15 protein-coding genes are annotated in these 17,747 nt (G+C 63.6%); 7 read left to right on the top strand and 8 right to left on the bottom strand.

Annotation, left to right across the window (positions count from 1 at the left end; genetic code table 11):
* Positions 1-57: 57 nt before the first annotated feature.
* Positions 58-387, top strand: coding sequence for a DUF1820 family protein (locus tag ACLH0I_RS25705; protein WP_003185742.1), 330 nt, complete (start codon positions 58-60; stop codon positions 385-387).
* A gap of 167 nt (positions 388-554) precedes the next feature.
* Here the strand turns inward: ACLH0I_RS25705 and ACLH0I_RS25700 are convergent, their stop codons facing one another.
* From ACLH0I_RS25700 to ACLH0I_RS25685, 4 genes are all read right to left on the bottom strand, one after another.
* Positions 555-1,109, bottom strand: coding sequence for a tetratricopeptide repeat protein (locus ACLH0I_RS25700; RefSeq protein WP_411385709.1), 555 nt, complete (start codon positions 1,107-1,109; stop codon positions 555-557).
* A 217-nt stretch (positions 1,110-1,326) separates the two neighbouring features.
* On the bottom strand, positions 1,327-2,610 hold the full coding sequence (gene hemL, locus ACLH0I_RS25695) for a glutamate-1-semialdehyde 2,1-aminomutase (protein ID WP_411385708.1): 1,284 nt from the start codon (positions 2,608-2,610) through the stop codon (positions 1,327-1,329).
* A gap of 28 nt (positions 2,611-2,638) precedes the next feature.
* A complete protein-coding gene (thiE, locus tag ACLH0I_RS25690) occupies positions 2,639-3,265 on the bottom strand; it encodes a thiamine phosphate synthase (RefSeq protein ID WP_250963307.1) in 627 nt (208 codons plus the stop codon).
* A gap of 17 nt (positions 3,266-3,282) precedes the next feature.
* The gene (locus ACLH0I_RS25685; RefSeq protein WP_024616125.1) at positions 3,283-4,080 is read right to left on the bottom strand and encodes a hydroxymethylpyrimidine/phosphomethylpyrimidine kinase; all 798 of its coding nucleotides are present in this window, start codon (positions 4,078-4,080) and stop codon (positions 3,283-3,285) included.
* Between the two features lie 405 nt (positions 4,081-4,485).
* Between ACLH0I_RS25685 and ACLH0I_RS25680 the strand changes: the two genes are divergently transcribed.
* The 4 genes from ACLH0I_RS25680 (at position 4,486) to ACLH0I_RS25665 (ending at position 11,169) form a co-directional block, all read left to right on the top strand.
* A complete protein-coding gene (locus ACLH0I_RS25680) occupies positions 4,486-6,870 on the top strand; it encodes a hybrid sensor histidine kinase/response regulator (RefSeq protein ID WP_411385707.1) in 2,385 nt (794 codons plus the stop codon).
* A 70-nt stretch (positions 6,871-6,940) separates the two neighbouring features.
* Entirely contained in the window at positions 6,941-8,590 is a 1,650-nt protein-coding gene (locus tag ACLH0I_RS25675; RefSeq protein ID WP_250963305.1) for an acyl-CoA dehydrogenase family protein, read from the top strand.
* A gap of 360 nt (positions 8,591-8,950) precedes the next feature.
* Entirely contained in the window at positions 8,951-10,450 is a 1,500-nt protein-coding gene (gene amn / locus ACLH0I_RS25670) for an AMP nucleosidase (RefSeq protein WP_186706611.1), read from the top strand.
* Between the two features lie 152 nt (positions 10,451-10,602).
* On the top strand, positions 10,603-11,169 hold the full coding sequence (locus ACLH0I_RS25665; protein WP_411387559.1) for a pseudouridine synthase: 567 nt from the start codon (positions 10,603-10,605) through the stop codon (positions 11,167-11,169).
* On the opposite strand, the gene ACLH0I_RS25660 is transcribed toward ACLH0I_RS25665, so the two are convergent.
* Positions 11,164-11,373 carry a DUF2788 domain-containing protein gene (locus tag ACLH0I_RS25660; RefSeq protein WP_003228500.1) on the bottom strand — a complete coding sequence of 70 codons (210 nt, stop codon included), beginning with the start codon at positions 11,371-11,373 and terminating at the stop codon, positions 11,164-11,166. The two genes, ACLH0I_RS25665 and ACLH0I_RS25660, sit on opposite strands and share 6 nt — an antisense overlap.
* A 306-nt stretch (positions 11,374-11,679) precedes the next feature.
* On the bottom strand, positions 11,680-12,159 hold the full coding sequence (locus tag ACLH0I_RS25655; protein WP_003185723.1) for an Lrp/AsnC family transcriptional regulator: 480 nt from the start codon (positions 12,157-12,159) through the stop codon (positions 11,680-11,682).
* A gap of 414 nt (positions 12,160-12,573) precedes the next feature.
* Here ACLH0I_RS25655 and ACLH0I_RS25650 point away from each other — a divergent pair, with 414 nt between their 5' ends.
* Complete coding sequence (locus ACLH0I_RS25650; protein WP_411385706.1) at positions 12,574-13,584, top strand: DUF6515 family protein; 1,011 nt, start codon at positions 12,574-12,576, stop codon at positions 13,582-13,584.
* A 153-nt stretch (positions 13,585-13,737) separates the two neighbouring features.
* On the opposite strand, the gene ACLH0I_RS25645 is transcribed toward ACLH0I_RS25650, so the two are convergent.
* On the bottom strand, positions 13,738-14,631 hold the full coding sequence (locus ACLH0I_RS25645; RefSeq protein WP_411385705.1) for a cation diffusion facilitator family transporter: 894 nt from the start codon (positions 14,629-14,631) through the stop codon (positions 13,738-13,740).
* Between the two features lie 28 nt (positions 14,632-14,659).
* Positions 14,660-15,079 (bottom strand): hypothetical protein, encoded by a 420-nt coding sequence (locus ACLH0I_RS25640; RefSeq protein ID WP_053125612.1) that lies wholly within the window; start codon positions 15,077-15,079, stop codon positions 14,660-14,662.
* A 95-nt stretch (positions 15,080-15,174) separates the two neighbouring features.
* Here ACLH0I_RS25640 and hrpB point away from each other — a divergent pair, with 95 nt between their 5' ends.
* Complete coding sequence (hrpB, locus tag ACLH0I_RS25635) at positions 15,175-17,691, top strand: ATP-dependent helicase HrpB (protein ID WP_411385704.1); 2,517 nt, start codon at positions 15,175-15,177, stop codon at positions 17,689-17,691.
* Positions 17,692-17,747: the final 56 nt, after the last annotated feature.

Below are 17,747 nucleotides of genomic sequence, written 5' to 3'. Positions count from 1 at the left end.
AGTGGCTATGCTATAGTTCGCGCCCTCATTTTTACCCGCCGATGTGTTTCGCCAGCCATGACCAAACGTGAAGCTCCAATCTACAAGGTGATTTTCCTCAACCAGGGCCAGGTGTTCGAAATGTACGCCAAGCAGATCTATCAAAGTGATCTGTGGGGCTTCCTGGAAGTGGAAGAGTTCGTCTTTGGCGAGCGCACGCAAGTGGTCGTCGACCCGAGCGAGGAAAAGCTCAAGGCGCAGTTCGAAGGCGTGGTGCGCAGTTTCGTGCCGATGCACTCGATCGTGCGCATCGACGAAGTCGAACGCCTGGGCACCCCGAAAATCAGCGAAGCCCGCGGCGCGGTCGGCAATGTGATGCCGTTTCCGATGCCGATGCCTGAGAAGTAAGCCTGTCGATAGGTTGAGCGCAGTCCTTTGTGGCGAGGGAGCTTGCTCCCGCTGGGCCGGTCCGACGCCTCGGGCGCAGCGGCCCCAAGATCTTGCGGTCGCTGCGCAACCGAGCGGGAGCAAGCTCCCTCGCCACAAAAGCTCCCAGCCACAGGCCTGTGGTGGATTCAGGGCAACGGCGAAAAAGGCGTACGCCCATCGGCGTTCTGCAATTCCATCAGGTATTTGCGAAAGATCTGGCCCAGCACCTGGGTCGCCACTTCCAATTCATCGCGAGGCATCTGCTCGGCGACTTCGTCGGCGGTGTCCAGGGCTTCTTCGGCGCCGTTGACCGCGGCCATCTTCAGCACGATGTAGGCCTGGACGTTGTTGGCCGGCACGCCTTCGCCATGGAAGAACATGCCGCCGAGCTTGAATTGCGCCTGGGCATGGCCTTGCAGCGAGGCTTTTTCGAAGTAGTTGAGGGCTTGCTTGAGGTCGCGGGGTGCCGACTTGCCTTCGTAGTAGAACTCGCCCAACTCGTATTGCGCTTGTGCATCACCCGCGTCCGCCGCTTTTTGACAGGCGTCGAGTGCCGGTGCGAGATCTTGTGGCTGGGTGTTGAGCGTGCAACGGCCCAGCGCCGGGATCAACAACGAGTTGCCGCCTGCCTGTGCATTCGCCAGCAGCGGCTGAAGGAGCAACAGGCAGCCCAAGGCAAGGGTGCGGCCGGTGCGGTTCATGGGAATCGACTTACCTCTGAGGGGCGCGCGGACCCTCCGGGGGATCCAATAAGCGCGCATTATGAAATAAGCGGGGCCATCCTTACAAAGTCTTTACTCGTTTTTCTGCTGCGAGGGAATGCTAATAGCAGCTTCGGGCATAAATACGTAGGAAAAGGGCGGGGGGTTGTCAGCAATCACTGACGCCGGCGTCAGCCAGCGTCAGTTATCCACAGGCTTACTTCAGTGCCGCGAAGGCCCGTTCGGCCGCGTCGAGGGTAATCTTCAGCTCGGCCTCGCCATGGGCGATGGAGGTGAAGCCGGCTTCGAACGCACTCGGGGCCAGGTACACGCCGCCGTCGAGCATCAGGTGGAAGAAACGCTTGAACCGATCGGCATCGCTGGCCATGACGTCTTCGAAAGTGACGATGTCATCGGCGCCGCTGAAATACAGGCCGAACATGCCGCCGGCCTGGGTGGTCACGAAGGGGATGCCGGCCGCATCGGCGCGGATCTGCAAGCCGTCGAGCAGGCGGGTGGTGTAGTCGGTCAGTTCGGCGTGGAAGCCCGGGCGGCTGATCAGGCGTAGCGTGGTCAGGCCGGCGGCCATGGCCAACGGGTTGCCCGACAGCGTACCCGCCTGGTAGACCGGGCCCAGCGGCGCGATGCATTCCATGATCTTGCGCTTGCCGCCGAAGCAGCCCACCGGCATGCCGCCGCCGATGATCTTGCCAAAGGTGCTCAGGTCCGGCGTGACGCCGTAGTGGGTCTGGGCGCCGCCGAGGGCCACGCGAAAGCCAGTCATCACTTCGTCGAAGATCAACACCACGCCATGCTGGTCGCACAGGCTGCGCAGGCCTTCGAGGAAGCCCGGCGCCGGTGGTACGCAGTTCATGTTGCCGGCCACCGGCTCGACGATGATGCACGCCACTTCCTGGCCGACTTCGCCGAGCATCTTCTCGACTTCTTCGAGGTCGTTGAACGGCAGGGTCAGGGTGTGCTTGGCGAAGGCTGCGGGTACGCCGGCCGAACTCGGCACACCTTGGGTCAGCGCGCCGGAGCCGGCCTTGACCAGCAGGCTGTCGGAGTGGCCGTGGTAGCAACCTTCGAACTTGATGATGCTGTCGCGACCGGTGTAGCCCCGCGCCAGGCGGATTGCGCTCATGGTCGCCTCGGTGCCGGAGCTGACCATGCGCACCATTTCCATCGACGGCACGATCGAACAGACCAGGTCGGCCATCTCGGTTTCCATCGCGGTCGGGGCGCCGTAGGACAGGCCGTGGACCAATTGCTTGCGCACCGCATCCAGCACGTCCGGATGGCTGTGGCCAAGGATCATCGGGCCCCAGGAGCCGACGTAGTCGACATAGCGCTTGTCGTCTTCGTCAGTGACGTACGCGCCTTCGGCGTGCTTGAAGAACAACGGGGTGCCGCCGACGCTCTTGAACGCACGAACAGGCGAGTTCACGCCGCCGGGGATGTGTTTCTGGGCGTTGGCAAACAGGGTTTCGGAACGGGACATGGTTGGGCTCTCGAAAACGAAAAATGGACTATTTGATCTGCAGCAGTGCGTTGAAGGCGCGGGCACGGCGCGTCACTTCAGTGGTGCTGTCGGCGCCGAACAGGCCATGGACCACCGCCAGCAGGTCGACCCCGTGGGCCACCAGCGGGGCGGCGTTCTCCAGGGTGATGCCGCCAATGGCGCAGACCGGGGTATGCAGTTTGATGTGCGCCTGTTCGAGCAGTTCAAGGTTTGCGCTGGGGGCGCCGGGTTTGGTGTTGGAATTGAAGAAGCGCCCGAACGCGACATAGGTGGCGCCTTCGCTGGCGGCCTGTTCGGCCAATGCCAGGCTGGCGTGGCAGGTGGCGCCGACGATTGCCTTGTGCCCGAGCAGTGCCCGTACTGGTGCCAACGGGCCGTCGGTCTGGCCCAGGTGCACGCCGACGCCCAGGCGTGCGGCCAGCTCGGCGTCGTCGTTGATGATCAATTGGGTCTTGTAGCGTTCGCACAGGTTGCGCAGGGCTTCGGCTTCCCGCAGGCGGCGGGCCTCGTCGCTGCTTTTGTCGCGGTATTGCAGCAGGGTCACGCCACCTTCCAGCGCCGCTTCTACATAAGCGAGGAACTTGCCGGCCAGCAATTGGCTATCGGTGATGGCGTAAAGGCCACGTAATTTCATTCCACAGGCCTCCGGTGCTACGAGCAGAAATCCAGCGGCAGGCGACGCGGGACGAACTGGCCTTTGCCCAGTTGTTCGGCATCGCGCAAGGTGCGCCAGGTGTAGTCCAGCGCTGTCTTGACGGCGCTGGCGAGCTGTTCGCCCTGGGCCAGCCGACCGGCGAGGGCGCTGGCCAGGGTGCAGCCGGAACCGTGGTAGCTGCCAGGCAAGCGCTGGCAGGTAAAGGTTTCGCGGCGGCCATCGCGGCTGTACAGGCGATTATGGACTTCATGTTCGTCGCCATGGCCACCGGTGATCAACAGGTGTTTGACGAAGGGCAGCAGTTTTTCCGCGCACTCGTCGGCGCTGCCTTCGGGCAGTTCGGCGAGGATGCGTGCTTCAGGCAGGTTGGGGGTGGCGATGATCGCCAGGGGCAACAGGCGTTCGCGCATGGCGTAGCCGACCTCATCCTTGCCCAGGCGCCCACCACCGCCGGCGCGCAGCACCGGGTCGCAGACCATCGGCAGATGCGGGTGCGCCTGGAGCAGTTCGACCACCGTGTCGACCATTTCCAGTGAGCCGAGCATTCCCAGCTTGACTGCTGCTACTTGGGCATCGTTGAGCACGGCATTGGCTTGCGCCAGCACCCACTCACGGTCGAGCACACGGAAATCGCTGACGTTGACGGTGTCTTGCACGGTCAATGCGGTAACGGCCGGGGCGGCGTGACAACCCTGGGCGAGCAGGGCTTCGATATCTGCCTGCAAGCCGGCGCCACCACTGGGATCATGGCCGGAGAGACAGAGGACAACGGGGCGAGAGCTGTAGATATTCATGGTGCGCGAGCTTACCACCAAACCTGTTTTATCGGTGCTCGGACGCTGAGGGTTTTGTACTGGGTTGCTTGCGACTGAGTGCTTTTGTGGCGAGGGAGCTTGCTCCCGCTGGAGTTCGCAGCGCTCCCAAAAACCGAGGCCGCTTCGCAGCCCAGCGGGAGCAAGCTCCCTCGCCACATTGATCCGTCAGTTATCGACCTGACCAATGCAACAGCTCTATCTCAATGCTTTGCTCTGAAACGCCCGTTCTAGAGCCCTCTGTCGGAAAAATTTCAATGGTGCAAATTGGCCATCAGCGGCTATGCTAGAGATGGATCCAACACATAACAGGTAATGCCGGTTTTACGTCTACTCAGGGAATGGGGGGCTTCCTGACTCAACCGGACAGGCCACGCTGGGGCTTAAATGCGCTATTTGCTGATGTTGCTGCTGTGCTTGCCCTCGCTGGCAAGTGCCCTCGAATTCGATGAATTCACCCAAAGCCTGCCCTTGGGCCATGCCCTGCAAGTGTTCGAAGACGCGGCCGGCACGGCCACTATTGACGAGGTCCTGGCCCAATCCGCGGCGGGTGCTTTCAAGCCCCACGATAAAACCACGCTGAACGCCGGTTACTCACGGTCAGCCTTCTGGCTGAAAATCGACCTGCACTATCGCCCCGCCAATCCGGACGCCCAGCGCACCTGGCTGCTGGAGCTGGCGTACCCGCCGCTGGACCACCTCGATTTGTACCTGCCTGACGCGGCGGGAGCCTATCGCCTGGTTCGCCAGACCGGTGACGCGTTGCCATTCGCCAATCGCGAAATCCGCCAGAACAATTACTTGTTCAGCCTGGCGTTCAAGCCCGAGCAGCGGCAGACCGTCTACCTGCGCCTGCAAAGCCAGGGTTCGATCCAGGCGCCGTTGACGCTGTGGTCGAGCACCGCGTACCTCGAGCAACAGCCGGTGCGCCTGTATGTGCTGGGCATCATCTATGGCGTGCTGCTGGGGATGCTGGTGTACAACCTGTTCATCTACCTGAGCGTGCGCGATACCAGCTACCTCTATTACATCTTCTATATCGCCTCGTTCGGCCTGTACCAGTTGTCGGTCAACGGCGCCGCCGTCGAATACTTCTGGCCGGACAACCCCTGGTGGGCCAACGCCGCGACACCGTTCTTCATCGGTTGCGCGGGGCTGTTCGGCAGCCAGTTCGCCCGCAGCTTCCTGCAAACCGCCCAGCATGGCCGCTGGATGGATCGCTTGCTGTTCGCATTGATCGCCTACAGCGCCGTGGTGGTCGGCCTGTCGCTGATGACCAGCTACGCCCTGGCGCTGCGCCTGGCCACGGCGTTGGCGCTGGTGTTCACGGTGGCGATCTTCGCCGCCGGGCTGTTCGCCTGGTGGCGTGGCCTGCGGGTGGCGCGTTATTTCATCATTGCCTGGTCGGCGTTTTTGCTGGGAGGCATCATCAATACCTTGATGGTGTTGGGTTACCTGCCGAACGTCTTCCTGACCATGTACGCCAGCCAGATCGGCTCGGCCATCGAAGTGGCGCTGTTGTCCCTGGCCCTGGCCGATCGTATCAATGCCATGCGCGAACAGCAGGCCCAGACCCTGTTGGACGCCGGGCAGAAGCTCGAAGTGCTCAACCAGCAACTGGCCCACGGCAACAAGCTCAAGGATGAATTCCTCGCCACCTTGACCCACGAACTGCGCACGCCGATGAACGGTGTGATCGGCTCCCTGGAGTTGATGGAAACCGTCGAGATGGACGAGGAACTGACCCAGTATCAACAGACCGCCGCCGGTTCGGCGCGGGACATGATGCGCATGGTCAACGGCATGCTCACCCTCACCGAGTTGCAGGCCGGCAAGCTCAAGGTCTATCCGGCGCCGTTCAGCCTGCGCGGGGTGGTCGATGCGCTGCAGTTGCAGTTCGGCGCCAATGCCGCGGCCAAGGGCCTGGATTTCAAGGTCGACGTAGCTCCGGGCCTGGCGGACCGCTTGCTCGGCGACAGCGGCAAACTGGCCCAAAGCCTGGAATGCCTGTTGGACAACGCCATCAAGTTCACCCGGGTGGGCGGCCTGGCCCTGCGCGTCAGCGGCCGGCCGACGGAGTTTGGTCGGGTGGTGTTGTCCTTTGCCGTCATCGACACCGGAATCGGTTTTACCGACCTGGGGGAAGCGACCTTGTACCAGCGCTTCTTCCAGCTCGACGGCTCGATGACCCGGGAGTACGGCGGTCTCGGCGTGGGCCTGGCGATCTGTCGGCAATTGGTGGAACTGCTGGGCGGACGCCTGACCCACACGTCCGAGCCCGGTCGCGGCAGCCGTTTCCAGTTGGACGTGGAGTTTGATGTCGCCTTGCCGGCGGCGGTCCCGACGCCGTTTTCCTTCGGGAGCCGCCAGGGCTCGCGCCAGCCCCAGGATTGCACGGTGCTGCTGGCGGACGACAACAACATCGATCAGTTGGTCATGCGCGGCATGTTGCTCAAGCTGGGTTATCGGGTGCGCACCGCCGACAGCGGCCGCGCCGCGCTGGAGCTGCTGCACGGCGAGCGCTTTGATGCGGTACTGCTCGATTGCCAATTGCCGCCGTTGGACGGTGTGTCGGTTTGCTGCCAGATCCGCGCGTTATCCGGCTGTGAAGAGCTGCCGGTGCTGGTGGTCAGCCCGAACCTGGGCCAGGCGTGCTGCCCGTCGGGCGCGTTGATCGATTACCTGAGCAAACCGGTGAAATTCGAGGCATTGCAGGCGACGCTCCAGCGCCGGGTACTGTGCCCAAGGCAGGGCGAAAGCGCCGATATTTAGGCGTATATGACACTTTGTTCGGCCTGGAGGCGGTGCTTAACTGAATCCCTGCCGATCGAGGAGCCCTGTCATGAACCTGCATCAGTTCGCTGAAACCCACGACGTCACCAATCAGCCGCCGTCCCTGGATGGCGCCAACCTGTACCGCATCGACCTGCCGCTGCAACAGTGGTCGCAGCGCTTTGGCGCCGGCTGGGCGCAGGCGCGGATCGATGCCTATGGGGCGCTGGCCGGTGGGCCGTTGATGGAAGCAGGCTTCCTCGCCAACCAGAACAAGCCGGTGTTCTCCAGCCATGACCGTTATGGCCATCGCATCGACCTGGTGGAATTCCATCCCGCTTATCACCAGTTGATGCGCACCGCCATTGAACATGGCCTGCCCAGTTTGCCCTGGGCCCAGCCACAGCCCGGTGCGCATGTCGCCCGTGCCTCGATGACCTATCTGCACAGCCAGGCCGAAGCCGGCACCGGTTGCCCGCTGACCATGACGTTTGCCAGCGTGCCGGCGCTGCGCTTGCAGCCGGACCTGGCCGAGCGTTGGATGCCGAAGGTGCTGGCCACCGAGTACGACCCGCGCAACGTCGGCATGGCCCACAAGGCCGGGGTGACCCTGGGCATGGCGATGACCGAAAAACAGGGCGGCACCGATGTGCGCGCCAACACCACCAAGGCCTATCCGGTGGGCGCCAGCGGCCCGGGCCAGGCCTATGAGCTGGTGGGCCACAAATGGTTCTGTTCGGCGCCGATGTGCGACGCCTTCCTCACCTTGGCCCAGACCGACAAGGGCCTGACCTGTTTCCTGCTGCCGCGCCATCGCCCCGACGACACGCGCAATCAGTTCTACATCCAGCGCTTGAAGAACAAGCTGGGCAACTGTTCCAACGCCTCCAGCGAAGTCGAGTTCCGTGGCGCCCTGGCCTGGATGGTCGGTGAGGAGGGCCGAGGTGTGCCGACAATCATCGAGATGGTCGCCATGACCCGCTTCGATTGCATGGTCGGTTCCAGTGCCCTGATGCGCCAGGCGCTGACCCAGGCCAGTCATCACTGCGCGCACCGCAAGGTCGGTGGCAAGCTGTTGAGCGAACAGCCGCTGATGCAAAACGTCCTGGCGGACCTGGCGCTGGAAAGCGAGTCTGCCCTGGCCTTGAGCCTGCGCATGGGTCGGGCGCTGGACCACTTGAGCGACGAGCACGAGGCCAAGTTCGCCCGGCTGGTGACGGCGGTGGGCAAGTACTGGATCTGCAAGCGCGCCCCCGCGATGATCAACGAAGCCGCCGAATGCATGGGCGGCGCCGGCTACGTCGAAGACAGCATCCTGCCGCGCCTGTACCGGGAGGCACCGGTCAACTCGACGTGGGAGGGTTCCGGTAATGTGCAGTGCCTCGATGTGTTGCGCGCCTTGTCCAAGGAACCCGGTGTATTGGAGGTCTTGTTCAATGAGTTGGGCGATGGCCACGGCGACAAGCGCCTGGCCCGCCATATCGACCAATTGCACGCCGCGTTCAAGGACACCGTCGACATCCAGTACCGCGCCCGACAATTGACCGAAGACATCGCCGTGGGCCTGCAAGCCAAGCTGTTGCTCGAAGCGGGCAATAGCGAGGTCAGCGATGCGTTCATCGCCAGCCGCCTGGGGTCGACCGGCCGGGTGTACGGTGCCTTGCCGAGGGGCTTGAATGTCGAGGCCATCGTCGCCCGCTCGACCCCGCACGACTTTTAAGAAGACTCAGGTCGGCACAGGCCCCTGTGGGAGCGAGCCTGCTCGCGAAAGCGTCGGCCCATTCAGCATCTGTAGTGGCTGATACACCGCTATCGCGAGCAGGCTCGCTCCCACAGTGGACCTGAGTCGTACACAGCATCGGAGTACGCCACCGAACCTTGTGGGAGCGGGCTTGCTCGCGAAAGCGTCGGCCCATTCAGCATCTGTAGTGACTGATACACCGCAATCGCGAGCAAGCTCGCTCCCACAGTGGACCTGAGTCGTATACAGCATCTGAGTACACCACCAAACCTTGTGGGAGCGAGTCGTACGCAACATCTAAGTACGCCACTGTTCCCGTCGGGCGGCGATGCAGGCAAGATGAAGACCTGCAAGTCAGAACACAGGAAGCTGATCGTGACCGAAGCGTTTATTGTCGTTCAAACCGCCGAACAAGCCGTGGATCGTCTGGCGGCCCTGCACGAGCGTGCGACCACCGCGCTGAACCAGGCGCTGATGCGGTATCTCAAGGACCGCGTCGAGCCGGATGCCGAGCAGCGTGCATTGTTTCGTTATCCCGCCCTGCGCCTGACCTATCACTGCCACGGTGAAGTCCCGCAAACCACGCGTGCCTATGCCAAGGTCCAGTTGCCCGGCACCTACAGCGTCACCGTCACTCATCCCGCCGCGTTCCGTAAATACCTGCTGGAACAGCTGGTCCCGCTGATGCACGACTTTACCGTCACCGTGGAAGTGGGGGTCAGCGAGCAGAACATTCCGTACCCGTACGTGGTGGAACAAGGTGATGAGTTGGCCGGCTCCGGCGTGACCGCCGCCGTGCTGGCGCGGGTATTCCCCAGCACCGACCTGTCGGCCGCCACCGATGGCATCGCCGACGGCCTCTATGATTGGGAAAACACCGACCCGCTGCCCCTGGCGCTGTTCGACGCCGCGCGGGTGGACTTTTCCCTGCGCCGGCTGGTGCATTACACCGGCAGCGACTGGCGCCATGTGCAGCCGTGGATCCTGCTGACCAACTACCACCGCTACGTCGACCAGTTCATCGTCCATGGCCTGGAGCAGTTGCGCAGCGACCCGCGTTTCGTGCGCATGGTCCTGCCGGGTAACGTGATCATCGACAAGAACATGGAGCACAGCGAAGCGTCGGCCATCGCTGCCGGCGTGGTCTGGCACCGCTACCAGATGCCGGCCTATCACTTGCAGGCCAGCGACGGTCATGGCGTGACGCTGGTGAACATCGGTGTCGGCCCGTCCAACGCCAAGAACATCACCGATCACCTCGCCGTGCTGCGCCCGCATTGCTGGCTGATGATCGGCCACTGCGGCGGGCTGCGGCAGTCCCAGACCATCGGCGACTACGTGCTGGCCCACGCCTACATGCGCCGCGACGGGATTCTCGACCGGGTGGTGCCGCCGAATATTCCGATTCCAGCCCTGGCCGAAGTGCAGATGGCGCTTCAGCAGGCCGCGGCGAACATCACTGGCGAGAAGGGCGACGAGCTGAAAAAACGCCTGCGCACCGGCACCGTGCTGACCTACGACGACCGCAACTGGGAATTGCGCTGGGCCCAGGAACGGCCGCTGATCAACCTGTCCCGCGCCGTGGCGGTGGACATGGAAAGCGGCACCATCGCCGCCCAGGGTTATCGCCTGCGGGTGCCCTATGGCACGTTGCTGTGCGTCTCGGACAAACCGTTGCACAGCGAGATCAAATTGCCGGGCTCGGCCAACGCATTCTATGAACGGGCGGTCAACCAGCACCTGAAGATCGGCATCGCGGCGTTGGACCTGCTGCGCACCGAACTCAACTCGTTGCACTCGCGCAAGCTGCGCAGCTTCGACGAGCCGCCGTTCCGCTGATGTCCTGTTGAAGGGGGATGGTGGTTATTTAACGGTCGGGCCACTAGCATGGTCGGCCCTGACCGTTAGATGTTGTATTTGCCATGCCCCGTCCTCCACGCCCTGCTTCCCGTCGCCCTGGCGCGAAGCCTGCAATCGCCGCACCGCGCCGTGTGGCCAAGGCTCCGCCGGCCGCGCCGAAGCTGATCCTGTTCAACAAACCCTTCGATGTGCTGACGCAATTCAGCGACGGTGAGGGGCGGGCGACGCTCAAGGATTTTATCGACGTACCGGGCATCTACCCGGCCGGACGCCTGGACCGGGACAGCGAAGGTTTGCTGTTGCTGACTAACGATGGGCAGTTGCAGGCGCGTATTGCCGACCCCAAGCACAAATTGGCCAAGACCTATTGGGTGCAGGTCGAGGGTGAGCCGAGCGCTGAACAGTTGCAGCGTTTGCGTGATGGCGTGGAGTTGAACGACGGCATGACGTTGCCGGCCGAGGCGCGCCCATTGGACGAACCGCAATTATGGCCACGCAACCCGCCGGTGCGTTTTCGTAAAAGCGTGCCGACGAGCTGGCTGGAGCTGGTGATCCGCGAAGGGCGCAATCGCCAAGTGCGGCGCATGACTGCCGCAGTGGGCTTGCCGACACTGCGCCTGGTGCGGGTCAGGATCGGCGACTGGACACTCGAAGGGCTCGACCAGGGCCAGTGGAAAGAAGTCCCGGCGCGCTTATAACGCGCCGGATTCGATCAGGCCGATCACCACGCTCTTGATGATGAACGCCGCCACGCCGAGGCCCAGCACGAAAAACAGGATGAACGAGCCAAAACGCCCGGCCTTGGACTTCTTCGCCAGGTCCCAGACGATGAAGCCCATGAAAATGATCAGGATGCTGACCAGGCCGGTCATCATCCACTCTTCGAAGACAGCAGGATCCATCAGGACACTCCGGCGTGGGCGGGATTGAAAAGGCGCGGCGAGTATAAGGCATGGGGGGCGGGTGGAGGATTGGCCTGCGGCGGTGTGTCGCAGCTATTCATCGCCTGGGCTGACGCTATAGCCCCCTGTGGGAGCGAGCTTGCTCGCGATGGCGGTAGCACATCCAACATCAATGCAAGCTGAACCACCGCTATCGTCGGATCGCCGCCCGGAGCAAGCTCGCTCCCACAGGGATTTGCAGTAGACGCGTTTTCTGTGTGCACCCCGGAACCCAGGCGGGAGCAAGCTCCCTCGCCACAAAAGCGGTCAGCTGCGCAGATGAGTCAACGGCAGTTCGGTGCTGTTAAGCACCTGGTTCAGCACAAAACTCGAACGCACGCTGGTAACGCCATCGATCCGGGTCAGGTGCCCCAGCAGCAGTTTCTGGTAATGGTCCATGTCCGGCACGACGACCTTGAGTTGGTAGTCGGCGTCCATGCCGGTGACCAGGCTGCACTCCAGCACTTGTGGCAGGTTGCGGATGGCGGCTTCGAAGTTCTCGAAGCGCTCGGGAGTGTGGCGGTCCATGCCGATCAGCACATAAGCCGTCAGGCTCAGGCCGAGCAGCTTGCGGTCGAGCAGGGCGACCTGACGGGTGATGTAGCCGTCATCCTCCAACTGCTTGACCCGCCGTGAGCAGGGGGAGGGCGACAGGCCGATGCGTTCGGCCAGTTCCTGGTTGGAGATGCGCGCGTCACGTTGCAATTCCGCCAGAATGCTCAGGTCGTAACGGTCGAGTTTGCTCATCGGTCGGGCCTTTATCTTGATAATTGCGGCGGATTATCTATCCGGGGTTAAAAATTGCGCAAGTGATGTTTATTTCCGCAATCTTCGCAATCATCCGTCGGCACCCCAGGCTTATGCTTACCACCAAGATCACTGCTCGGACAAACAGTCCAGTGCAGCCCGCCCAATCAGGCCGGCTGCGGCCGCAGTACCCACCGGTACTGGCAGGCCCCCGAGCTGCACACCGTCCAGAAGACGGCGTGAGGTGAGCCGACGTCATAAGCGTCGCGCACGGACGAAATTCTCAAGGGGAGGCCGACGGGCCTCCCTTTTTTAATGCCTGCGAAATAAACCCCGTGGCTGATAATCTGTCGCAGAACCGGCCTGGGCTTTCTCAGTCTTATCATCAGGCCTTGAACCGTTGTGAGGAATTTCATGAAGTCGCGCATCTGGCGTTTGGCAGGTGTTGGTCTGTTGTGGGCAAGTGTCAGTGCGCAGGGAATGGCCGACGATCAGCAAAGCCGTGGCGGCCCGGACGGCGGTCGCGGGCAGGACGGTCGGGGCGGCAATGGCCAGGGTCATTCGGGCCAGCCACGGCCGCAGAGCAACGAGATCATTCGGGGCGACAACAGTCGTCAGTTCGAGGTCAAGCCGCAGCCGCAATACCAGGGTGGCCAGCACTATGAGCGTGGGCCCCAAGACCCCAACGGCCAGGGCCGCCCGCAGCCGCAGCCTGGCAACAACTTGCCCATCCAGGGCCGGCCCGACAGCGTGACCCAGACCCGTGAACCGCAACCGGGGTATTACCGCGATATTCCTCGGCGCAACGATGGCTATCCGAACGCAGGTCCGCGACCCGACCATGACGGTCGTCCCGATCAGCATTGGTCCGGTCGGCCGGGTGGGCATGGCAACGGTTGGGGGCCAGGGCCGCAATACCGTCCGGGTTATGTGATCGACCGTTTCCCGGATCGCAACTACCGCGTGCCCTATCGCGGCCAGGACTATTTCTATTCGGGCGGCTACTGGTATCGCCCGCAAGGGCCGCGTTATGTCGTGGTCGAGCCGCCGCGGGGCATCCGCACCCGTTACCTGCCTGATTACGCCCGGGAAGTGTGGATTGGCAGCTCGCTGTTCTTCCTCGCAGCTGGCGCCTATTACATCTATGAAGCCAACACCCAGGATTACGTCGTGGTCGATGCGCCGGTCGCCAACCCGCAGCCGCAACCCCAGGGCAATAGTTTCGATGTGGTGGCCTATCCCGCCAATGGCCAGCCGCCCGAACAGGTCAATCAGGATGGCTACGACTGTTATCGCTGGGCAGTGCAACAGAGTGGTTTCGACCCGCGCAACTACACCTACCCACCGGCACCGGAAGTGGTGCAGACCTATCGCCAGGCCCAAGGCAGTTGCTTGAACAGTCGTGGGTATCAGGTGATGTACTGAGTTCTGCTGGGAGGCAAGATGCCGCTCTTGTGGCGAGGGAGCTTGCTCCCGCTGGGCCGGTCCGACGCTTCGGGCGCAGCGGCCCTAAGATCTTGCGGTCGCTGCGCAACCGAGCGGGAGCAAGCTCCCTCGCCACGAGTTCTGTGTTCGGTATCAGGCGCTGGCGCGCTTCACGACTTCCGACGGATCTGCATGCACCAGCACTTCGGCTTTCGGATAAGCGCGATGGATCGCATCGGCGGCCTGGTCGCTGATGCCGTGGGCGACTGACAGGGTCAGTTCCCCCGGCAGCTCCAGGTGCAGTTGCACGAACCAGTGGTTGCCGGAGACCCGCGTACGCAGGTCATGGGCGCCGAGTACGCCGGGCACCGCGCAGGCCAGTTCCAGCATGCGTTGGCTGACGTCGGGCGGCAGTTCTTCATCCATCAGCACGGCGAAGCTTTCCCGGGCGATCTGGATGGCGCTCCACAGGATGTACACCGCGATCCCCAGGCCGAACCAGGCGTCGAGTTGATACCAGCCCAACCCGGCCAACACCAGCGCCACCAGGATGCTGCCGTTGAGCAACAGGTCCGAGCGATAGTGCAGCGAGTCGGCGCGCACGGCGTTGGACCCGGTGGCGCGGATGACCCGATGCTGCAACGCCAGCAGCGCCAAGGTCAGCACCAGGGAAAACACGATCACACCGACGCTGAGCCAGGGCGCGTCCACCGGCACCGGCTCCTTCAGGCGTTCGAAGGCCTGCAAGGCGATCAGTACCGCACTGCCACCGATAAACAGCGCCTGGGCCATGCCCGCCAGGGATTCGGCCTTGCCGTGACCGTAGCGATGGTCATCGTCGGCGGGACGCAAGGCATAATGCACCGCCAACAGATTGAGCAGCGAGGTGACGCCGTCCAGTGCCGAGTCGGTCAGGCCGGCGAGCATGCTCACCGAACCGCTGAGCCACCAGGCGAAGGCCTTGGCGACAATCAATGTCAGTGCCACGGCCACCGACGCCCGGGTGGCAAGGCGCAACAGGCGAGCGTGTTCGGTGCTGGTGGTCATGGCGCGGTCGTTCCTTCCGTCGCGTCGGTCATGCGGCCGGTTTGAGACCGAGGGCAGCCAGTTGTTGTGCGCTGCCCTTGTGCTGGATCAGGCGCGGATCGTCCAGCGGGAAGCTGCGGCCCAGTTCGCGTTCCAGGATCGCCTGCAATTTCTGGTTATTGACGGTGCCATCGGGGTTGATGGCCGGCTTGAGTTTCTCGGGCTCGATCTGGACGCTGCGGCCCGGTTCGAAATAAATGGCCCCGGTGGCAAAGTCCACGGCGAACGCGATCAGGCCGGGGATGATGTAGAACAGCAGGCCGACGGCATCGAGGGCGGCGATGGCCGGGTCGATCTTGCCGTCGATCTGGCCGCGACGGTCCGGGTAGAAGATCGAGCCGCAGGCGCTGATCTGGGTCAGCAGGGTGGCGACCAGCACGCCACCGATCACGCGAAAGGGAATACGCATAGCAATCTCCTGAACAGGTAGAGGCGTTGCTGGTTGGAGTCCAGACCACGCTAAACAGTTCGCCGTTATACTCGGCCCTCTGTTTTGGAGCCAGCATGATTTCTTTGCCGATTGATGAAGTTTTACCCGCCCTGCGCCAAGCCTTGGCCTCGCGCCACGAAGCCGTGCTCGAAGCGCCGCCCGGTGCCGGTAAAACCACCCGTGTTCCCCTGGCCTTGCTGAACGAGCCGTGGCTGGCCGGACAGACTATCCTGATGCTCGAACCCCGGCGCCTGGCGGCACGGGCGGCGGCCGAGCGGCTGGCCAGCGAACTGGGGGAAAAGGTCGGCGAGACGGTCGGCTACCGGATTCGCCTCGACAGCAAGGTCGGGCCCAAGACCCGCATCGAAGTGGTCACCGAAGGCATCCTCACCCGCCGCTTGCAGGACGATCCGGCGCTGGACGGTGTGGGGCTGCTGATCTTCGATGAATTCCATGAACGCAGCCTCGACGCCGATCTGGCCCTGGCGCTGAGCCTCAACGGTCGGGAGTTGTTTCGCGACGACCAGCCGCTGAAGATCCTGTTGATGTCTGCCACCCTGGAAGGCGAGCGCCTGGCCGGGTTGCTGGGCGACGCGCCGATCCTGCGCAGCGAAGGCCGCATGTTTGCGGTGACGGTGCGCTGGGGCCGGCCGTTCCAGCCCGGCGAGTTCATCGAGCCGCGCCTGGTGCAGACGGTGCTCGACGCCCTGCACGATGAAACCGGCAGCGTCCTGGTGTTCTTGCCCGGGCAGGCGGAGATTCGCCGGGTGCATCAGCAACTGGCCGAGGCCTTGGGTGAGGGCGGCAATGTATTGCTCTGTCCGTTGCACGGCGAACTGGACCTCGCCGCCCAACGCGCCGCCATCGATCCGGCGCCCCCCGGCCAGCGCAAAGTGGTGTTGGCCACCAACATCGCCGAGACCAGCTTGACCATCAACGGCGTGCGGGTGGTGATCGACGCCGGACTGGCCCGGGTGCCGCGTTTTGATCCGGGCAGCGGCATGACCCGTCTCGACACCCAGCGCATTTCCCGGGCCAGCGCCACCCAGCGGGCCGGTCGTGCTGGGCGCCTGGAACCGGGGGTGTGTTACCGGTTGTGGTCCGAAGACCAGCATGAACAATTGGCCGCTTACGGCAGTGCGGAGATTCTGTCGGCGGACCTGGCCGGGTTGGCCCTGCAACTGGGGCGCTGGGGCGTGACGCCGCAGCAACTGGTCTGGCTCGACGTTCCGCCCGCCGCTGCGTATGCCCAGGCCCAAGACCTGCTGCAACGCCTGGGCGCGCTGGAGGGTGAGCAACTGACCCGTCACGGCCAGGCCATGGCGGAACTGCCGGCCCACCCGCGTATCGCCCATTTGCTGTTGCGCGGCCAGGCGCTGGGCCTGGCAGACATGGCCTGCAATGTCGCCGCACTGTTGGGCGAGCGCGACATTCTCCGCGGTGCCGGCGCGGACCTGCACAGTCGCCTGGCCTTGCTGTCCGGCGAAGAACGCGCCGCGCGGGGCGCCCAAGGTGGGGTGCAACGGGCCCGGCAATTGGCTCGGCAGTATCGCGGCTACCTGCGGGGCAAGGCCGAAGAAGCCGTGGCCGATCCCGATCATCCGCGCTGGCTCGGCGCCTTGCTGGCGTTGGCCTATCCGGACCGTGTCGCCCAGCAGCGCCGGCCCGGCGGCGCGGAATATCGTTTGGCCAATGGTCGTGCGGCGCTGTTTGCCGAGGCCGACAGCCTGATGAAACAGGCGTGGTTGGTGATCGCCGATTTGGGCAGTCGCCAGGGCCAGCGCGAAGAGCGAATCTATCTGGCGACGGATTTCGACCCGACGCTGTTCGATTCGGTGCTGGCCGAGCAAGTGAGCACTGTGGACCAACTGGATTGGGACGAGCGCGAAGGCGTGCTGCGGGCCGAGCGCCAGCGCAAGGTCGGCGAACTGGTGCTCAGCCGCGAACCGCTGACCGGCCTGGATGAGTCAGCCCGTAGCCAGGCCTTGGTGAACCTGGTGCGGCGCAAGGGCCTGGAATTATTGCCCTGGACCCCGGAACTGCGGCAATGGCAGGCGCGGGTGGCGCTGCTGCGGCGCCTGGACCTGGACGCCAAGGGCGAGAGCGAATGGCCAGACGTCAGCGACGGCGCCTTGCTGGACAGCCTCGAGCATTGGTTGATGCCGTATCTGGGCCGCGTCTCGCGCCTCAGCCATTTCGCCAACCTGGACGTGTCGAGCTTCGTTCACAACCTGTTGCCCTGGCCCCTGCCGCAACGCTTGGATGAACTGGCGCCGCACCATTTGCACGTGCCCTCGGGTTCGTCGATCCGCCTGGACTACAGCGAGCATCCACCGATCCTCGCGGTGCGCCTGCAGGAACTCTTCGGCCTTGCCGACACCCCGCGCATTGCCAGCGGCCGGCAGGTGGTCAAGTTGCACCTGCTGTCGCCAGCGCGGCGGCCGGTGCAGGTGACCCAGGATTTGGCGAACTTCTGGCGCAGCACTTATGCCGAGGTGAAGAAGGATCTCAAGGGGCGTTACCCCAAGCATTACTGGCCGGACGATCCGCTGGTGGCGGAGGCGACGGCGCGGGTCAAGCCGCGTAAGTGAGCTGATTCAAGATCCAACACAGATCCACTGTGGGAGCGAGCTTGCTCGCGATTGCG

The organism is Pseudomonas sp. MPB03, from assembly GCF_046605385.1.
In the GTDB taxonomy this organism is placed as follows: domain Bacteria; phylum Pseudomonadota; class Gammaproteobacteria; order Pseudomonadales; family Pseudomonadaceae; genus Aquipseudomonas; species Aquipseudomonas zanjanensis.
The sequence above is the reverse complement of the archived record's forward strand: the minus strand, read 5'-3'. Positions and strand labels throughout refer to the sequence as shown.

What these genes read in the sequence shown, in the direction of transcription:
- ACLH0I_RS25705 (WP_003185742.1), top strand. Translation starts at nt 58, where the DNA reads ATGACCAAACGTGAAGCTCCAATCTACAAGGTGATTTTCCTCAACCAG.
- ACLH0I_RS25700 (WP_411385709.1), bottom strand. Translation starts at nt 1,109, where the DNA reads ATGAACCGCACCGGCCGCACCCTTGCCTTGGGCTGCCTGTTGCTCCTT.
- hemL (WP_411385708.1), bottom strand. Translation starts at nt 2,610, where the DNA reads ATGTCCCGTTCCGAAACCCTGTTTGCCAACGCCCAGAAACACATCCCC.
- thiE (WP_250963307.1), bottom strand. Translation starts at nt 3,265, where the DNA reads ATGAAATTACGTGGCCTTTACGCCATCACCGATAGCCAATTGCTGGCC.
- ACLH0I_RS25685 (WP_024616125.1), bottom strand. Translation starts at nt 4,080, where the DNA reads ATGAATATCTACAGCTCTCGCCCCGTTGTCCTCTGTCTCTCCGGCCAT.
- ACLH0I_RS25680 (WP_411385707.1), top strand. Translation starts at nt 4,486, where the DNA reads ATGCGCTATTTGCTGATGTTGCTGCTGTGCTTGCCCTCGCTGGCAAGT.
- ACLH0I_RS25675 (WP_250963305.1), top strand. Translation starts at nt 6,941, where the DNA reads ATGAACCTGCATCAGTTCGCTGAAACCCACGACGTCACCAATCAGCCG.
- amn (WP_186706611.1), top strand. Translation starts at nt 8,951, where the DNA reads ATGAAGACCTGCAAGTCAGAACACAGGAAGCTGATCGTGACCGAAGCG.
- ACLH0I_RS25660 (WP_003228500.1), bottom strand. Translation starts at nt 11,373, where the DNA reads ATGGATCCTGCTGTCTTCGAAGAGTGGATGATGACCGGCCTGGTCAGC.
- ACLH0I_RS25655 (WP_003185723.1), bottom strand. Translation starts at nt 12,159, where the DNA reads ATGAGCAAACTCGACCGTTACGACCTGAGCATTCTGGCGGAATTGCAA.
- ACLH0I_RS25650 (WP_411385706.1), top strand. Translation starts at nt 12,574, where the DNA reads ATGAAGTCGCGCATCTGGCGTTTGGCAGGTGTTGGTCTGTTGTGGGCA.
- ACLH0I_RS25645 (WP_411385705.1), bottom strand. Translation starts at nt 14,631, where the DNA reads ATGACCACCAGCACCGAACACGCTCGCCTGTTGCGCCTTGCCACCCGG.
- ACLH0I_RS25640 (WP_053125612.1), bottom strand. Translation starts at nt 15,079, where the DNA reads ATGCGTATTCCCTTTCGCGTGATCGGTGGCGTGCTGGTCGCCACCCTG.
- hrpB (WP_411385704.1), top strand. Translation starts at nt 15,175, where the DNA reads ATGATTTCTTTGCCGATTGATGAAGTTTTACCCGCCCTGCGCCAAGCC.